Genomic DNA, 15,618 nt, shown 5'->3' with positions numbered 1-15,618 from the left:
GTGGCCGCAACCGGGACGACTATGCTTTCTCGCGGCCCGAGTCGGCCTCATACGCTTCGATAATGGCGGCCACAAGCGGGTGGCGCACAACATCCTTGGACGTGAAGTAGTTGAAGCTGATGTTTGGTATCGTATTCAACAAACGCTCGGCATCGGCCAGCCCTGACTGAACACCGCGCGGCAGGTCAACCTGCGAGCGGTCACCGGTGATCACCATTCGGCTTCCTTCACCCAGACGCGTCAGGAACATTTTCATCTGCATCGTCGTGGCGTTCTGAGCTTCATCCAGCACAACAAACGCATTCGCCAGCGTACGCCCCCGCATGAAGGCCAGCGGCGCGATTTCGATTCGCTTTTCTTCGATCAGCTTGGCCAGCTGCTTTCCCGGAAGAAAGTCATTCAATGCGTCGTAAAGCGGCTGCATGTAAGGATCGACTTTGTCTTTCATGTCACCGGGCAGATAGCCCAGCTTTTCGCCAGCTTCGACTGCAGGCCGGCTGAGAATGATCCGATCTACGTGGCCACCGATAAACATCGATACGCCAGCGGCTACGGCCAGATAGGTCTTGCCTGTACCAGCAGGGCCAATCCCAAAGGCAAGCTCGTTCTGGAACAGGGACTGGACATATGCCTTTTGCGCATCCGTGCGCGGCTCGACCAGTTTCTTGCGCGTTTTGATTTCGACCGTGCCGCCTCTGAACATCTCAAGCTGATCACCGTCGCGGCTGCCGGTTCCCGTCTCGGAGCCACCCATCCGCAGCTCGCGGTCCACATCGGCCGCTTCGACGTCACGTCCGCCTTCCAAGCGCGTGTATAGCGCCTGCAAAACCTCAATGGCCTGATTCTGGGCGTCTTCGTCACCCATCACGGCCAGCTGATTCCCGCGACGTACAATTTGAACAGATAACTTTTGCTCAATATCTGTCAGATTGCGGTCATATTCCCCGCACAGGTCAATTAATAATCGGTTGTCTGGAAACTCAACAAACGCTTCGCGCTGAGGCATTTCATCTTGCGGTGGGTTTAGGGCACCGATGGCCAATCCGCTCTCCTGTCTTGGCGTTTCACCTTGAGCGTAGACAGGAAGTCTTGGTGGGCGCAAGCCACAGTTTCATTTTTTCCGCCCAAATGGCAAAACCGCCAATGCGCCCGGCCCGTGCGCGGCTCCTGTTGGTGCCGCTGTTTCAGTCGGCGTGTCAGAACCGATAATTCAAACCCAACTTCAGACCGCGATACTTCGGCGTCGATCTGGTCGACGTTCCATTGCCGAAATCCACGTTTTCCGCGCTGAATTGAACGTATTCGAACTCACCCGTGATCGACCATTGGTCGGTCAGGTTATGTTCGGCCCCGATGCTGGCGGTAAAGCCGCTGCGTCGGCCGCCACTTTCGAAGAATTGAGACCCCCCCTGGACGGCCTGTCTGCTTGTTGTGTTGATGTCGCCATTCACATATCCAGCCGACACAAAATACAACACTGTACCGCTTTTGTTGGTCAGACCATTGCGCAGCCGAATCGAGAACACGTCAGATATTTCAGACCCGCCCGTGACTGTCTGGCCGTTGATCTGGTTGGAGGCGTCATCGCTAAGCGAGCCGAACTCGTATCCAAGCTCAAACCCATACACATAGTCGCGCCCACCGCGCGCTGGCAAAACGCCGCGCCACCCGGCCCGTACGCCACCCAACGAACCGCTCAGGTCCAGGTCACCTACTGCCGAGGTTCCGCCGGGTCCAGTCAGTCCAAATCGATCGTCGCCTCCGAAAGCGTACGCGCCCGTAGCACCCAGGTAAAAGGCGCTGACGTCACTGCCGAACCGTTTGGGGTTGACGACAGGAGGGTCAGAGAGACCTTGATCCAGATTGCCTGCAGCGGTCACACCGGGAAGCGCCGTAATAGCGATCGCGGTGGTAAGAGCGGATTTCAACAGCCGCCCTGATAAACGTTTCAAAGTCTTCACTCGTACCCTTTCCATTCACCGACCTGCTCATCCCGCCGGCAAGAGATGAGGTTTCCCAAAGGCGCAAAACACTCGCCCCCCAAGCGACCTGATTTTTCTCGGAACATAATTCCGAGTAATAAATCAAGGGTAAATTTGGAATTAACAAAACCGTATGGTTTCCAAAATCCAAATAACGGACGCGTTACCGCAACGCACCCGCCAGTGAATTTGCACCCGAGGACATAATCCGGACATCGCGCAATTCGCCCACCGCGGCATCAGCGTCAGACACGTGAACCGAATGAAGATACTCGGATTTTCCGACCATCTGACCTGGCAGACGACCCGGTTTTTCAAACAGCACTTTCACGTCCCGGCCAACCATCGCGTCCTGAATCTCGCGCTGGTGACGGGTAATCAGCCCCTGAAGCCGCTGCAGACGGTCGTCCGCAGCCTTAGGATCAACCTGAGACCGCTCAGCCGCCGGTGTTCCGGGGCGGGTCGAGTATTTGAACGAATACGCATATCCGTATTTGACCTCTTCCACCAAATCCATGGTGGCCTGAAAATCCTCTTCGGTCTCTTCAGGGAAGCCGACGATGAAGTCGCCGGACATCACGATATCCGGGCGCGCGGCGCGAATACGTTCGATCAGGCGCAGATAGCTCTCGGCGGTGTGACTGCGGTTCATTCGCTTGAGGATGCGATCCGAACCCGACTGAACCGGCAAATGCAGATAAGGCATCAGCTTGTCGCACGTCCCGTGCGCCTCGATCAGATCATCGGCCATGTCGTTGGGGTGTGAGGTGGTGAACCGGATCCGCTCTAGCCCGTCGACCTTGTTCAGCTCCCAGATCAGACCGGCCAGCGTCATGTCACCATTAGGACCAGCGCCGTGATAGGCGTTGACGTTCTGCCCCAGCAGAGTGATTTCGCGCACCCCGCGTTCGACCAGATCGTTCGCCTCGCGCAGGATACGATCGGCGGGACGGCTGACTTCGGCACCGCGCGTATACGGCACCACGCAGAAGGCACAGAACTTGTCGCAGCCCTCTTGCACCGTCAGAAACGCAGTCGGACCACGTTTGGCCTTTGGTCGGCCTTTGAGTTTCTCAAACTTGTCCTCTTCGGGGAAATCCGTGTCCAGTGCCTTGGCACCGGTTTGCGTCTTCGCCTCCATCTCGGGCAGGCGGTGATAGCTTTGCGGGCCAACAACAAGGTCGACCATCGGCTGACGACGCATGATCTCTTCGCCTTCCGCCTGCGCAACACATCCCGCAACACCGATCTTGAGGTCGGGCTTTTCAGTCTTCAAACCTTTGAACCGGCCAAGCTCGGAATAGATTTTTTCCGCGGCTTTTTCCCGAATATGGCAGGTGTTCAGCAGGATCATATCCGCATCATCGGGGCTTTTGGTTTCCACGTAACCCTGACCGCCCAGCGTTTCCGCCATACGCTCGCTGTCGTATACGTTCATCTGGCAACCATAGGTCTTGATGTACAGCTTTTTGGGTTCTGACATGAAAACGGCCTTTGCATTCGCGGGATCGGCGTCGTCTATACCCAACGAACGCCGCTTGCAATGGCGACGCGATTACCTGATTTTGACCCGAAACTCCAGCAAGGCGGCAGCGGACAGGCAATGCAATACGAATCTCTCGACTCTTTTTTGCAAACGGGCAAGGCCGCTTTGGCAAAGGGACCCCTCGCGTTGGTTTTCGTCGAAGATGACGTCGAAATTGATAGCACCATCCGTCACCATCTGAATCTGGGCTTTGAGTCTTTGATCGTATTCATGCCGCAGGAATTTGTGCTGGACCCCGAACTTGGGGATCAAGTTCACCGCGTCACTCTCAGCTGCGTTCCCCGCACCATCGTGTTTGAGACGATCAACAAGATCATTCAGGCGGCACCAGGTTTGTGGATGTATTACTGCTTTAACGCCGAGTACCTCTTCTTTCCCTTTTGCGAGACGCGTTCAATCGGAGAGATGCTGGCGTTTCACACTGAAGAGCGCCGCGACTCGATGCTGAGCCATGTTGTCGATCTGTATGCCGAGGATCTGAACGAATTCCCGAATGGCGTCGCACCTCAACGCGCGATGATGGATCGCACAGGGTATTTTGCCCAGGCGCGTCTGGATTCAATGAAGCACCCGAAGGAGCGCCAGCTGGATATGTCTGGTGGTTTACGATGGCGGTTCGAAGAACACGTTCCCGCACAAAACCGCCGAATTGACCGGATCGCCCTGTTCAAATCCGAAAGTGGATTGTTATTGCGGCCGGATCACACGTTTAACGACGAAGAATACAATACGTATTCTTGCCCGTGGCACCACAATTTGACTGCTGCGGTGTGCTCGTTCCGGGCAGCCAAAGCCTTGAAAACCAACGCAGGATCTACCTTCGACATTCCAACATTCCGCTGGCGCAATTCGATCCCGTTCGAATGGTCGTCAAACCAGTTGCTTGAGATGGGGTTGATCGAAACGGGCCAGTGGTTCTGACCCGCCTCTTTGACCTCTTCGGTGTCTGATCACCGCCGCAGCAACATCGGAAACCAATCCTCGCGCAAGCGCTGGCCTGGAATCATGTCATGCCCCGGAAACGGCGGCGATGTCCGGCCTGGCCGCTCGACATATCGCGCATCGTCACCAACCAAACGCAGTGAAAATGCGCGGCGGCGGCTGTCGGATTGATTTCCTCGCGCGCCGTGAAGCGTGCGATAGTTGAAAGCAACCGCGTCGCCCGGCTCCATCTCGAACTCGACAACCCGCATCCCTTCGGCATCCGGGTCCGGGGCCGGGATGTACTGGCCTTCGTCGGGAAAGAACCCGTCTTCCGAAACCCAGCGGGTCGGCAAGACCTCTTTCTCCCACCGGTGCGAGCCTGCCACACAGCGCAGTGTGGCTTGCGTGACCGGATCAAGCGGCGACCAAAAGCTGATCGTTTGCTGCCCTTCAACAAAGTAATAGGGCCCATCCTGATGCCACGGCGTCGCCATCGAGGTTCCGGGCTCTTTGACCAAAACGTGGTCGTGGAACATCTGCACTGTATCCGACTGCATCAAATCTGCCGCGACTTCTGCCGCCGGGGATTCGTGAATGACCGTCTGAAATTGTTCAATGCGCGACCAGTTGCAATAATCGTCGAAAAACCGACCCGTCTGGCCTTCTTTCTTGTTCTCGGAAGCATACGGCCCGGGATCCGCCATATTCGCTGCCACCCCTTCGCGCAGGGCCTCAACGTGATCGGCAAATAGCCCTTTGATCAGGACAACGCCGTCCCGTTGATAGGTGTCGATCATTTCGTGAGTAACCAAGGGGTGCGTCATGTCTGTCTCCGTGCCGGCGGTAGGACGATCTGCGCATGGATGCCCCCTCTGTTCAAATAATATCTTTCTAAGTTAGGTTTAATTTCATGTTATATATTTCACTTCGCCAATACGAATATGTCTGTGCTATCGGCCGCTTCGGCAGCTTGTCTGCCGCGGCGCAACAGCTGAATGTCTCACAACCTGCGCTGTCCACCGCTCTGACGCGCGTCGAATCGCATCTTGGTCATCCGTTATTTTCGCGAAAACGCGGGGCCGCGCTGGCGCTGACCCCGCAAGGACGCAGATTTATCGAAGACGCGGAAAACTTGCTGACCAATGCGGCCCGGCTTGAGAAAGCGGATCAGGTCAGTGCAACCTGGGCACAGTTGCGATTGGGGTGTTTCGTGGATTTGGCCCCGTTTTTGCTGGCCAAGGCGCTGCACCCGCTTCGCGTGGCACTGCCGGACTTGACCGTTTCGTACAAGGTGGACGGGTTCGAAGGGCTGATATCTGGCCTGATTGACGGGCGTATAGATTTGGCGCTGACATACGGCATGAGCATGGATGCCGGATTTCAACAGCAGACCCTTTTCCCCAGCAGGCCAAATGCCATCATGGCCCCGGATCACCCATTGGCGCACGTGCCGTCTGTTTCGCTGAGCGAGCTGGCCGCCCATCCGCTAATCCTGTCAAACGAAGGCCTCTCATCACAGCACGTGCTTGGACTGTTTCGGCAGATCGGATTGCGACCTTCAGTGGCACACCGGGCGGCAACGCTGGAAATCCAGCGCAGTCTTGCCGCTCATCATGAGGGGGTCGCGATCAGCTATGCCACCCCGCCCTCGAACGTCAGCTATGACGGAATCCCCCTGGTCAGTCGCCGAATCCTGGATGACATCGCTGCGGAACCTGTGGTTCTGGCCCGCCACGGCATCGGCCCTACAGAGCCGCACATCGCGCAGGCGGAACAGATTCTGATGGAGTTGTTGGCCTGAGTTACTTTTTCCGCAGACGGATCACTACGTCGACCGACGCGATTTCAACGCCCTCGGGCGCTTCGGGCAGGCGTTGAATCACCAATTGATCCGACGGCGCATCACTCAGGCGGCTTTCGTCTTCCCAGAAAAAATGCGGATGATCGTGGGTATTGGTATCGAAATAGCTTTTCGAGCCATCAACCGTGATCTCCTGCAGAACCCCGGCCTCACAAAACGCGCGCAGCGTGTTGTAGACCGTTGCCAGAGATACGGCGTCCCCATTCTTTTTGGCCGCCTCAAACAGGCTTTCGGCAGTGACATGCCGATGGCGACCATCGCCGACTAAAAGCTCGGCCAAAGCGACACGCTGGCGCGTTGGGCGCAGCCCCGCGTCAACCAACCAATCTGTGGCTCTGTTCTGGCTCTGAGGTGTCATCAATCCGAAACCCAATTGTTGCTGAACCATATATAGGTGCTGTGTTCGGGTAATTTCAAATGAAATTCATTCGCAAAGAATGCCGTCTGCACAACAGGATGTGACGTGCTGCTCTTGCAGGACCTTGCATACGGGTGCTAGACGAGGCCAGATATAACGAACGGACCCCTGGCAGGAGAGGCGGCAGAATGGCCCAATTCCCGAGCAGCTTTGACAAGGACGATCTGCTGAAATGCGCCCGTGGCGAATTATTCGGCCCCGGTAATGCGCAATTGCCTGCACCTCCGATGCTGATGATGGATCGGATCACCGACGTCTCGGCCGATGGTGGCGCGCATGGCAAAGGCCACATACTGGCCGAATTCGACATCACCCCTGACCTGTGGTTCTTTGATTGCCACTTCCCCGGCAACCCCATCATGCCCGGCTGTCTGGGACTGGACGGCCTATGGCAGTTGACTGGTTTCAACCTGGGCTGGCGTGGCTGGCAGGGACGCGGCATGGCCGTAGGCGTCGGCGAGGTCAAGCTGACCGGCATGGTCCGCCCGGACCGCAAGATGCTGACCTACAAGATCGACTTCAAAAAAGCGATCCAGACCCGCCGCCTGACCATGGGTGTGGCGGATGGTATCGTCGAAGCGGATGGTGAAATGATTTACGATGTCAAAGACATGAAAGTCGTTCTGTCCGAAGCCTGAGCCTGACCGGCCCGAAATAAGGAGCACGCACATGCGTCGAGTAGTTGTCACCGGTTTGGGGGTCGTGTCCTCCATCGGGAACAATGCCCAGGAAGTATTGGCCTCTCTCAAGGCCGGAAAGTCCGGCATCGAGGCCAACGAGCAGATGGTCGAACACGGCTTTCGCAGTCAGATCGCCGGAACGCTCAAGATCGATCCGGCTGAGCATGTAGACAAGCGTACCCTTCGCTTCATGGGTCCCGGTGCAGCATACGCGCATATCGCCATGAATCAGGCAATCGCCGATGCTGGCCTGACAGAAGACCAGGTCGTGAACCCGCGCACCGGTTTGGTCGCCGGTTCCGGCGGTCCGTCGACCAGCGCAATGCTGACGGCGCATCAGACTGTTCTGAAAACCGGCGCGACCAAGCGTATCGGCCCCTTCGCCGTGCCGAAATGCATGTGTTCGACGATCTCGGCCAACCTTGCGACCGCGTTCAAGATCAAGGGCATCAATTATTCAATCACCTCGGCCTGCTCGACCTCGCTGCATTGCATCGGCAACGCGGCGGAACAGATCATGCTGGGCAAACAGGATGTCATGTTCGCCGGTGGCGGAGAAGAACTGGACTGGACCCTGTCCTGCCTGTTCGACGCGATGGGTGCCATGTCCTCCAAGTACAACGACACTCCGGAAAAAGCATCCCGGGCATTCGACCAGGATCGCGACGGATTCGTCATCTCCGGCGGCGGCGGGATCGTCGTTCTTGAGGATCTGGAACACGCGCTGGCCCGCGGCGCAAAAATTTATGCCGAAGTGACTGGGTATGCGGCCACGTCGGATGGCCACGACATGGTGGCACCATCCGGTGAAGGTGGCGAACGCGCGATGCGTCTGGCTCTGTCGACCATGCCCGAAGGGCGCAAAGTCGGCTACATCAACGCCCACGGCACCTCGACCCCGGTTGGAGACGTTGGCGAAGTTGAAGCCGTGCGCCGAATCTTTGGTGAAGGCAATGTGCCCCCGATCTCATCGACCAAGTCGATGACCGGACACGCACAGGGTGCGGCAGGCGCGCTGGAGACGATCTTCTGCCTGTTAATGCTGGACAATGATTTTATTACGCCGTCGATCAATGTCGACACGCTTGCCGAAGGCATCTTGCCCGGTGAAATTGCAACTCAAGTAGTTGAAAACGCAGGATTGGATAGTGTGATGACCAACAGCTTCGGCTTTGGCGGCACCAACGGGTCCATGATCCTGTCGAAGTATAACGGGTGAATGTAATGTCGGATCTTCTAAAAGGTAAACGCGGCCTGATCATGGGCGTGGCCAATGACCGCTCGATTGCGTGGGGCATTGCCAAGGCCATGCATGAGGCCGGTGCCGAACTGGCATTCACATATCAGGGCGAGGCGTTCGGTAAACGTCTTGAGCCATTGGCCCAAAGCCTGGGCAGTGATTTCATGGTGGACGCGGACGTCACGGATGACACCTCGCTGGATCGCGCATTCGAAGAGCTTGGCGCGCGCTGGCCCACCATCGACTTCGTGGTTCATGCGATTGCCTTTTCGGATAAATCCGAACTGACGGGACGTTTTCTGAACACCACGCGTGCCAACTTCAAGCACTCGCTGGACGTGTCGGCGTATTCCTTCATCGAGGTCGCGCGCCGCGCTTATCCGCTGATGCAAGAGAATGGCGGCACGCTGCTGACCCTGACGTATCAGGGATCGAACAAGGTTGTTCCGAACTATAACGTCATGGGTGTGGCCAAAGCCGCACTGGAATCGGCGACCCGCTATCTGGCCAACGATCTGGGTCCAGAAGGCATTCGAGTCAATGCGATCTCGCCCGGCCCGATGAAGACGCTGGCAGGTGCTGCAATCGGCGGTGCCCGCAAGACTTACAAATTCTGCGATCAGAACGCGCCCATGCGCTCGAACGCAACGCTCGAGGCTGTTGGCGGCACGGCCGTTTACCTCACTTCAGATGCGGGAGCATGCACGTCGGGTGAGATCATTCGCGTCGATGGCGGCTTCCACGTTCTGGGCATGCCGCAACCTGATCACATGTGACCCGATCTTTCCCTGCCGGTGCCAAGATTTCACCATCTTTCACGGGCAGGGATATCGGCATGAGCAAAGCCGAACATATCCTTTCCAGCAACACTCGCAGCATCCGGTCGCGCCGCAGATCCGGATTTCTGGGCACGCGTGGCATTGTCGCGTTATTGGCCCTGACCACCCTATTGTTGTTTGTGTTTTTCACACAGCCGCAGATGCGGGAAACCGTCAAAGCCTGGATCAGCCTCATAACAGGCTGATCCAACTCGTTTCATTGGTCAGTTAATTGAAACGACCTCGATATCGAAAATCAGATCCTGACCAGCCAATGGATGGTTAGCATCCAGCGTGACGGTTGCTTCGTCGACCTCGATCACCGTCACCGGAACCGCCTGTCCGTCTGGCGTTTGCATTTGCAATTGGGTGCCAGGATCCAGCGGAATATCGTCCGGAATGCCTTCACGCGGGATCTGCTGGCGCGCTGCGGGGTTGATCGGGCCATAGGCGTCCACGCAGGCGATCTCGACCAGCTTTTTGTCCCCAATGTTCAAACCCGGCATCGCCGAATCCAAACCCGGGATAATCTGGCCCGTGCCAACGACGAATTCCAGCGGGTCACGTCCTTCGGAACTGTCAAAGACGTTTCCGTCCAACAGCGTTCCTGTGTAATGGATGCGAACCGTGTCGCCTTGTTTGATTTCCGTCATATTGGTCTCCGGCCTCTTTTGGGGTTTAGCGGCCAAGCCTAGGAGGTAACACGACATTGTAAACCCCACCCTCTTTCATGCCCGTTATTGTTGTGCAAACCTGCGCCGGACGATCAGGAGGGGACCGGATGCCAATCACAACCTGCATTTTCGATGCGTATGGAACGCTGTTCGACGTGGCCGCCGCCGCACGACAAGCAGCCGGGGAACCGGGCTTTGAGAAACTGCAACATAAGTGGCCCGAACTCGCCAATCATTGGCGCCTGAAACAGCTGCAATACACCTGGCTGCGCGCGGTCACGGATGCTCATGCGGATTTCTGGGATGTTACACAGGATGGCCTCGACTGGGCGCTTGAGGCGACCGGCCTGGACGGCGACGCAACACTGCGGCAACGGCTTCTGGATCTGTACTGGGAATTGCAGGCCTATTCCGAAGTTCCAGAAATGCTGCGCGCACTAAAAGCGGGTGAGTTGCAAACAGCGATCTTGTCAAATGGCTCGCCACCGATGCTTGATGGCGCGGTTCAGTCAGCGGGTATCGGGGACGTTTTGGACGACGTGTTGTCCGTGGAAAGCGTCGGAGTCTTCAAGCCGGATTCGCGGGTCTATGACCTTGTGCAGGAACGGTTCTGCTGTGCCCGAAACGAGGTTCTGTTCGTCAGCTCGAATGGCTGGGATGCGGCTGGGGCCAGCGGGTACGGCTTTGTCACCGCCTGGGTCAATCGCGCCGGGGAACCGATGGACCGCTTGCCATGGAAGCCTGCGCATGTACTGTCCGACCTAACGACGATTCCGCAACTGGCTGGACTTTAATGGCATTTTTCACTTCGTCTGATGACAGGCGTCTTTTTTTCGAGGACACCGGCTCTGGTGCGCCTGTGCTTTGCCTTGCCGGGTTGACCCGCAACAGCAAGGATTTTTCGTTCCTCGCGCCGCATCTGGGTGACATGCGGGTAATTGCGATGGATTACCGCGGGCGCGGTCGCTCGAACCATGACCCGGACTTTATGAACTACAACGTCCTTCGCGAATCTCAAGACGCGATCGAGCTGCTGGACCATCTTGGTCTGGACCGTGTGAATGTCATCGGCACCTCGCGTGGGGGGCTGATTGCCATGGCGCTAGCCGCCAGCCATCCCGAACGGTTGTTGAGCGTTGTTTTGAACGACGTCGGTCCGGTGCTGGAACCATCGGGTATCGCCAAGATCATGGAATTTGTCGGCAAGCAGCCCGTTTCCAAAACATATGATTTGGCGGCCCGGGCGTTGCAGCACGTCTTGGGGCCCCAATTTCCCGGCGTGTCACTAGCGCGTTGGCGGCAGCAGGCGGAAGTCCAATTCGACGAAACGCCTGATGGTCTGACCCTCAGCTATGATCCTGCGCTGCGTACAGCGCTTCTGGAACAGGCCGCTGCAGGGCCCGCCCCTGATCTGTGGCCCCTGTTTGAAGCACTGCAGAGCATTCCAACCGGCGTCATTCGCGGCACAAATTCGGATATTTTGGGCAAAGACACGCTGACTGAAATGCACAACCGCCACCCTGATCTTATATCGACAGAAATACCCGACCGTGGTCATCCCCCGTTTCTGGATGAACCACAGTCGGTAGAACTCATTCGCAAGGTACTGGTCACCGCATGAGCACACTTGAAATGATCGAGGCCGCCGCCGAGCGCCTCAGAGGGCATGTTCGCGAGACACCGATTCTAACCTCGCCGTTTCTGGACAAAATCGCGGGCCGCCGCGTGCTGGTGAAACCCGAGTGTTTGCAACATACCGGCAGCTTCAAGTTTCGCGGGGCCTGGTCGGCGATATCGGCCCTTGGTGATGCGGACCGGCAGCGCGGTGTCATCGCCTATTCCTCGGGCAATCATGCGCAGGGCGTGGCCTATGCGGCCGCGCAGCACGGGATTTCCTCGGTCATCGTCATGCCCTCTGACGCACCGCAGCTAAAGATCAACAACACCCGCGCGTTGGGGGGTGAGGTTGTCTTGTACGACCGCGCGAACGAAAGCCGCGAAGAGATTGGAGAGGCGTTGGCGTCCCAACGCGGCCTGACCCTGATCCGGCCTTACGACGAACCTTTGGTCATCGCAGGTCAAGGCACCGTCGGGCTGGAACTGGCGCGGCAGACGGCCGATTTAGGTATCGAGAAGGCGGATGTTCTGGTGTGCTGCGGCGGCGGCGGGTTGACTTCGGGCATTGCGCTGGCGCTGGAAGGCCACGCGCCGGGGCTGCGCGCCCGCCCGTGCGAACCTCAGGGGTTCGACGACGTCAAACGGTCTTTGGCCATGGGGCATATCCAAAGCAACATCGCCGCATCGGGCAATATTTGCGATGCGATTCTGACGCCGCAACCGGGCCAGATCACATTTCCGATTCTGAACCGGCTGTGCGGCCCGGGCTTTTCGGTGTCCGAGGAAGACGCGCTGCGCGCCATGGCGCATGCGTTTTTGCGCCTAAAGATCGTGCTGGAACCGGGCGGGGCGGTGTCGCTTGCCTCGGCCCTGTACCGCGCGGACGAAATCGAAGGCGATGCAGTGATCGTGGTGGCATCGGGTGGCAACGCCGACCCCGAAGTCTTTGGAAAAGCGCTGGAATACCTGACCTGACAAGTCGTTTAGGCTGGGGCACCCTAACATGTGGGCGTATGACGCCAGGGGATTGAGTCGTGCAGATCGCAGACATTGGAAACGTTCAAATCCACTATCGTATCGATGGTGATCCAGCCGGCGCGCCAATTGTGTTTGCCAATTCTTTGGGAACCGATCTGCGGCTTTGGGACCATGTTTTGCCGCACCTGCCCGCAGGGCTGCGTGTGATCCGCTTTGACAAACGCGGGCACGGCCTGTCCTCTCAACCCCCGGCACCTTATTCTATGGGTGCCCTCGTGCGCGATACGGAAGGTCTGCTTGATTTCCTGAAGGTGCGCGATTGCGTGTTTGTCGGCCTGTCCATCGGCGGGCTAATCGGACAAGGGCTGGCCGTCAAACGGATGGATCAGGTGCGCGCGTTAGTGCTGTCCAATACAGCGGCCAAAATCGGCATACCCTCGATCTGGCAGGACCGTATGGACGCTGTACGAAGAGGTGGGGTCGAGGCCTTGGCCGATGCGACCATGGAACGCTGGTTCTCAAAGGCGTTCCGCGCGTCAACCGAACATCTACTGTGGCGAAACATGATGGTGCGACAGCCGGTTGACGGCTATTTGGGCTGCTGCGCGGCAATCTCAGGTACGGACTTCTACACCCCCACCAGCGGCCTGCGTCTGCCGACACTCGGCATCGCCGGCAGCGAGGACGGATCGACCCCACCGGATCTTGTGCGGGAAACCGTTGACCTGATCCCCGGTTCCCGATTCGAACTGATGCGGCGCGTTGGGCACTTGCCTTGTGTGGAACAACCGGCAGAATACGCGGCACTACTCCACAGCTTTCTGACTGATATCGGACATGTGTGAAGGAGAATTGGTTTGGCCGATCTTCTGTTAGTCCACGGATCCTGTCACGGTGCCTGGTGTTGGCGCGACCTCATCCCGGCGTTGGAAGCGCTGGGGCACGAGGTACGCGCCATTGACATGCCCAGCCACGGATCAGATCCGACGCCCGTTGCCGATGTGACTCTGGACAGCTGTCGCAACACAATTTTGGATGCGACCTCGCCCAATACAATCATTGTCGGGCATTCCTGGGGTGGGTACCCGATCAGTGCTGCGGCCGAAGCCGCGCCGGATGCCATGCGCGCCCTTATCTACCTTGCCGCCTACGTCCCGCAGGATGGTCTTTCGATGGTGGAAATGCGCAAACGATCGCCCCGGCAGACAATCCATGATGCGGTCGAAAAATCAACTGACGGCCTCTCGTATACGGTTGTACCAAGCAAGGTGCATGATCTGTTCTACCACGACTGCCCACCCGAAACCGTGCCATTTGCATTTGCGCGCTTGTGCCCGCAAGCCATCGCACCACAGGACACCCCCGTGCCCTTGACCGGCAATTTCGACCGGGTTCCCAAGGCCTACATCCGGACAACCGATGACCGGACCATCCCGACCGAATACCAGGAACAAATGAGCCGCAGCGCCCCCGAAGCGATGCGGCATACGATTGCCACGTCGCATTCCCCGTTTTTTGCGCAACCCCAAAAACTCGCTGATTTGTTGGACAAAATCGCAAAAGACCTGCCAGGGTCACAAGTCTGAGCACATCCCTTTCAACCCGCATCGTCTGCGGATAAGGTCCGCCCAAATTCTCATCCTTGCGGTTCAAATGCGTCTTCCCTTTTTCTTCGTCCTTCTCACGGTCATGATCGACGCCATGGGCATCGGCCTTGTCCTGCCTATCATGCCGGAACTGATCGTCGAAGTTCAGGGTGGCACATTGGCGACAGCTGCGATCTGGGGTGGCATCCTCAGCACCGCGTTTGCCGCCATGCAATTTGTGTTCGGACCGGTTCTGGGTAACCTTTCGGATGCTTACGGGCGACGGGTGGTATTGCTGGTCTCGCTGTTCGTCATGTCACTGGACTATGTTGTCATGGCGCTTGCGGGCAACATCTGGTTGCTGTTGGCCGGACGCATCGTCGGAGGCATTACGGCTGCCACGCATGCAACGGCGGCGGCCTTCATGGCGGATGTGTCGAAACCCCACCAAAAGGCTGCAAACTTTGGTCTATTGGGCGCAGCATTTGGCGTCGGGTTTGTCTTTGGCCCAGTACTTGGTGGGCTGCTGAGCGAATATGGCACACGTGCACCATTTTGGGCTGCGGCGGGTTTGTCTGCCCTGGCCTTCGTCATCGGTGTATGTGTCATGCCCGAGACGGTCACCGACAAGACGCGCCGGGCCTTCAGCCTGCGGCGCGCAAACCCAGTGAACTCGCTGCGCGCGATTGCGTCGTTGCCCGGTATCCGGCCGATGCTGTGGGTCTATCTCCTGTACTCCATCTCGATCTATGTCTACCCGGCAATTTGGGCGTATTTCACAACCGAACGGTTCGGCTGGTCACCACAAATGATCGGCCTGTCATTGGGCGTCTACGGGATCGGCATGGCGGCCGTTCAGGGCGGCCTGATCCGTCCCGCAACCAAGTATTTGGGGGAACGCGTTACAATCATCTACGGCATGGGCTTCGAGCTGTTTAGCTTTTTTCTTCTGGCCTTTCTGACCAACGGGATCATTGCCCTGATGCTAATCCCAATCACTGCGATCGGAGCGGTTGTGACCCCTGCCCTGCAGGCCCTGATGTCGCGTAAGACGCCCGATTCGCAACAGGGTGAACTGCAGGGGGTGCTGACATCCTTGCACGCTTTGTCGATGGTCATCGCACCGTTGCTCATGACCAGCGTGTTCGCCCAGTTCATTAAACCCGACGCGGTGATCTACTTGCCGGGCGCACCATTCCTCTTGGCATTCGTCATGATGGTGATCTGTCTTCTTGTGTTTTCCCGTTCACGTGGGGTCATGGCATAACTACGACATCCCTTTGACGGATTCCGC

The 15,618-nt window shown here is 57.6% G+C and carries 18 protein-coding genes; 12 read left to right on the top strand and 6 right to left on the bottom strand.

The features are described from left to right. Window positions 1–19 precede the first annotated feature (19 nt). The 3 genes from AC2FFH_RS11910 to miaB all read right to left on the bottom strand — a co-directional run bounded on the left by AC2FFH_RS11910 (window position 20) and on the right by miaB (window position 3,465). Complete coding sequence (locus AC2FFH_RS11910) at window positions 20–1,042, bottom strand: PhoH family protein (protein ID WP_496844462.1); 1,023 nt, start codon at window positions 1,040–1,042, stop codon at window positions 20–22. Between the two features lie 154 nt (window positions 1,043–1,196). Next, window positions 1,197–1,928: an outer membrane protein gene (locus tag AC2FFH_RS11905; protein WP_496740153.1), complete on the bottom strand. Its 732-nt coding sequence runs from the start codon at window positions 1,926–1,928 to the stop codon at window positions 1,197–1,199. 217 nt (window positions 1,929–2,145) lie between these two features. Next, on the bottom strand, window positions 2,146–3,465 hold the full coding sequence (gene miaB / locus AC2FFH_RS11900; protein WP_496844461.1) for a tRNA (N6-isopentenyl adenosine(37)-C2)-methylthiotransferase MiaB: 1,320 nt from the start codon (window positions 3,463–3,465) through the stop codon (window positions 2,146–2,148). 120 nt (window positions 3,466–3,585) lie between these two features. Here miaB and AC2FFH_RS11895 point away from each other — a divergent pair, with 120 nt between their 5' ends. Then, a complete protein-coding gene (locus tag AC2FFH_RS11895; protein ID WP_496844460.1) occupies window positions 3,586–4,449 on the top strand; it encodes a hypothetical protein in 864 nt (287 codons plus the stop codon). A gap of 29 nt (window positions 4,450–4,478) precedes the next feature. Here the strand turns inward: AC2FFH_RS11895 and AC2FFH_RS11890 are convergent, their stop codons facing one another. Then, window positions 4,479–5,276: a phytanoyl-CoA dioxygenase family protein gene (locus AC2FFH_RS11890; RefSeq protein ID WP_496726800.1), complete on the bottom strand. Its 798-nt coding sequence runs from the start codon at window positions 5,274–5,276 to the stop codon at window positions 4,479–4,481. Between the two features lie 86 nt (window positions 5,277–5,362). Here AC2FFH_RS11890 and AC2FFH_RS11885 point away from each other — a divergent pair, with 86 nt between their 5' ends. Continuing rightward, on the top strand, window positions 5,363–6,253 hold the full coding sequence (locus tag AC2FFH_RS11885; protein WP_496767118.1) for a LysR family transcriptional regulator: 891 nt from the start codon (window positions 5,363–5,365) through the stop codon (window positions 6,251–6,253). A 1-nt stretch (window position 6,254) separates the two neighbouring features. Here the strand turns inward: AC2FFH_RS11885 and irrA are convergent, their stop codons facing one another. Next, window positions 6,255–6,671 carry an iron response transcriptional regulator IrrA gene (irrA, locus tag AC2FFH_RS11880; protein WP_109312620.1) on the bottom strand — a complete coding sequence of 139 codons (417 nt, stop codon included), beginning with the start codon at window positions 6,669–6,671 and terminating at the stop codon, window positions 6,255–6,257. A gap of 188 nt (window positions 6,672–6,859) precedes the next feature. Here irrA and fabA point away from each other — a divergent pair, with 188 nt between their 5' ends. From fabA to AC2FFH_RS11860, 4 genes are read left to right on the top strand one after another with little or no spacing between them, the layout of a single operon-like run. Further along, window positions 6,860–7,369, top strand: a complete 510-nt coding sequence (gene fabA, locus AC2FFH_RS11875; protein ID WP_282152633.1) for a bifunctional 3-hydroxydecanoyl-ACP dehydratase/trans-2-decenoyl-ACP isomerase — start codon at window positions 6,860–6,862, stop codon at window positions 7,367–7,369. Window positions 7,370–7,400: 31 nt separating this feature from the next. Beyond that, entirely contained in the window at window positions 7,401–8,630 is a 1,230-nt protein-coding gene (gene fabB, locus AC2FFH_RS11870) for a beta-ketoacyl-ACP synthase I (RefSeq protein WP_496767119.1), read from the top strand. Window positions 8,631–8,635: 5 nt separating this feature from the next. Continuing rightward, a complete protein-coding gene (locus AC2FFH_RS11865) occupies window positions 8,636–9,427 on the top strand; it encodes an enoyl-ACP reductase FabI (RefSeq protein ID WP_496735389.1) in 792 nt (263 codons plus the stop codon). Between the two features lie 59 nt (window positions 9,428–9,486). Further along, the gene (locus AC2FFH_RS11860; RefSeq protein ID WP_058273151.1) at window positions 9,487–9,675 is read left to right on the top strand and encodes a hypothetical protein; all 189 of its coding nucleotides are present in this window, start codon (window positions 9,487–9,489) and stop codon (window positions 9,673–9,675) included. A gap of 18 nt (window positions 9,676–9,693) precedes the next feature. Here AC2FFH_RS11860 and AC2FFH_RS11855 read toward each other — a convergent pair whose 3' ends face one another. Continuing rightward, the gene (locus AC2FFH_RS11855; protein WP_496767120.1) at window positions 9,694–10,122 is read right to left on the bottom strand and encodes an FKBP-type peptidyl-prolyl cis-trans isomerase; all 429 of its coding nucleotides are present in this window, start codon (window positions 10,120–10,122) and stop codon (window positions 9,694–9,696) included. Window positions 10,123–10,250: 128 nt separating this feature from the next. On the opposite strand from AC2FFH_RS11855, the gene AC2FFH_RS11850 reads away from it, so the two are divergent. The 6 genes from AC2FFH_RS11850 (at window position 10,251) to AC2FFH_RS11825 (ending at window position 15,591) form a co-directional block, all read left to right on the top strand. Continuing rightward, window positions 10,251–10,937, top strand: coding sequence for a haloacid dehalogenase type II (locus AC2FFH_RS11850; RefSeq protein WP_496735383.1), 687 nt, complete (start codon window positions 10,251–10,253; stop codon window positions 10,935–10,937). Continuing rightward, window positions 10,937–11,764, top strand: a complete 828-nt coding sequence (locus AC2FFH_RS11845) for an alpha/beta fold hydrolase (protein ID WP_496735382.1) — start codon at window positions 10,937–10,939, stop codon at window positions 11,762–11,764. The genes AC2FFH_RS11850 and AC2FFH_RS11845 overlap by 1 nt, the downstream gene beginning before the upstream one ends. Continuing rightward, a complete protein-coding gene (locus AC2FFH_RS11840; RefSeq protein WP_496844458.1) occupies window positions 11,761–12,735 on the top strand; it encodes a threonine ammonia-lyase in 975 nt (324 codons plus the stop codon). Before AC2FFH_RS11845 ends, AC2FFH_RS11840 begins: the two co-directional genes overlap by 4 nt. 59 nt (window positions 12,736–12,794) lie before the next feature. Continuing rightward, window positions 12,795–13,583, top strand: a complete 789-nt coding sequence (gene pcaD / locus AC2FFH_RS11835; RefSeq protein WP_496844457.1) for a 3-oxoadipate enol-lactonase — start codon at window positions 12,795–12,797, stop codon at window positions 13,581–13,583. A 12-nt stretch (window positions 13,584–13,595) separates the two neighbouring features. Then, window positions 13,596–14,324 (top strand): alpha/beta fold hydrolase, encoded by a 729-nt coding sequence (locus AC2FFH_RS11830; protein ID WP_496844456.1) that lies wholly within the window; start codon window positions 13,596–13,598, stop codon window positions 14,322–14,324. Window positions 14,325–14,391: 67 nt separating this feature from the next. Beyond that, entirely contained in the window at window positions 14,392–15,591 is a 1,200-nt protein-coding gene (locus AC2FFH_RS11825; protein WP_496844455.1) for a TCR/Tet family MFS transporter, read from the top strand. The last annotated feature ends 27 nt before the right edge of the window (window positions 15,592–15,618 follow it).

Source organism: Ruegeria sp. YTSC003, assembly GCF_059609785.1.
Note: the sequence above shows the minus strand (reverse complement) of the source record. Positions and strands in the feature narration are given on the sequence as shown.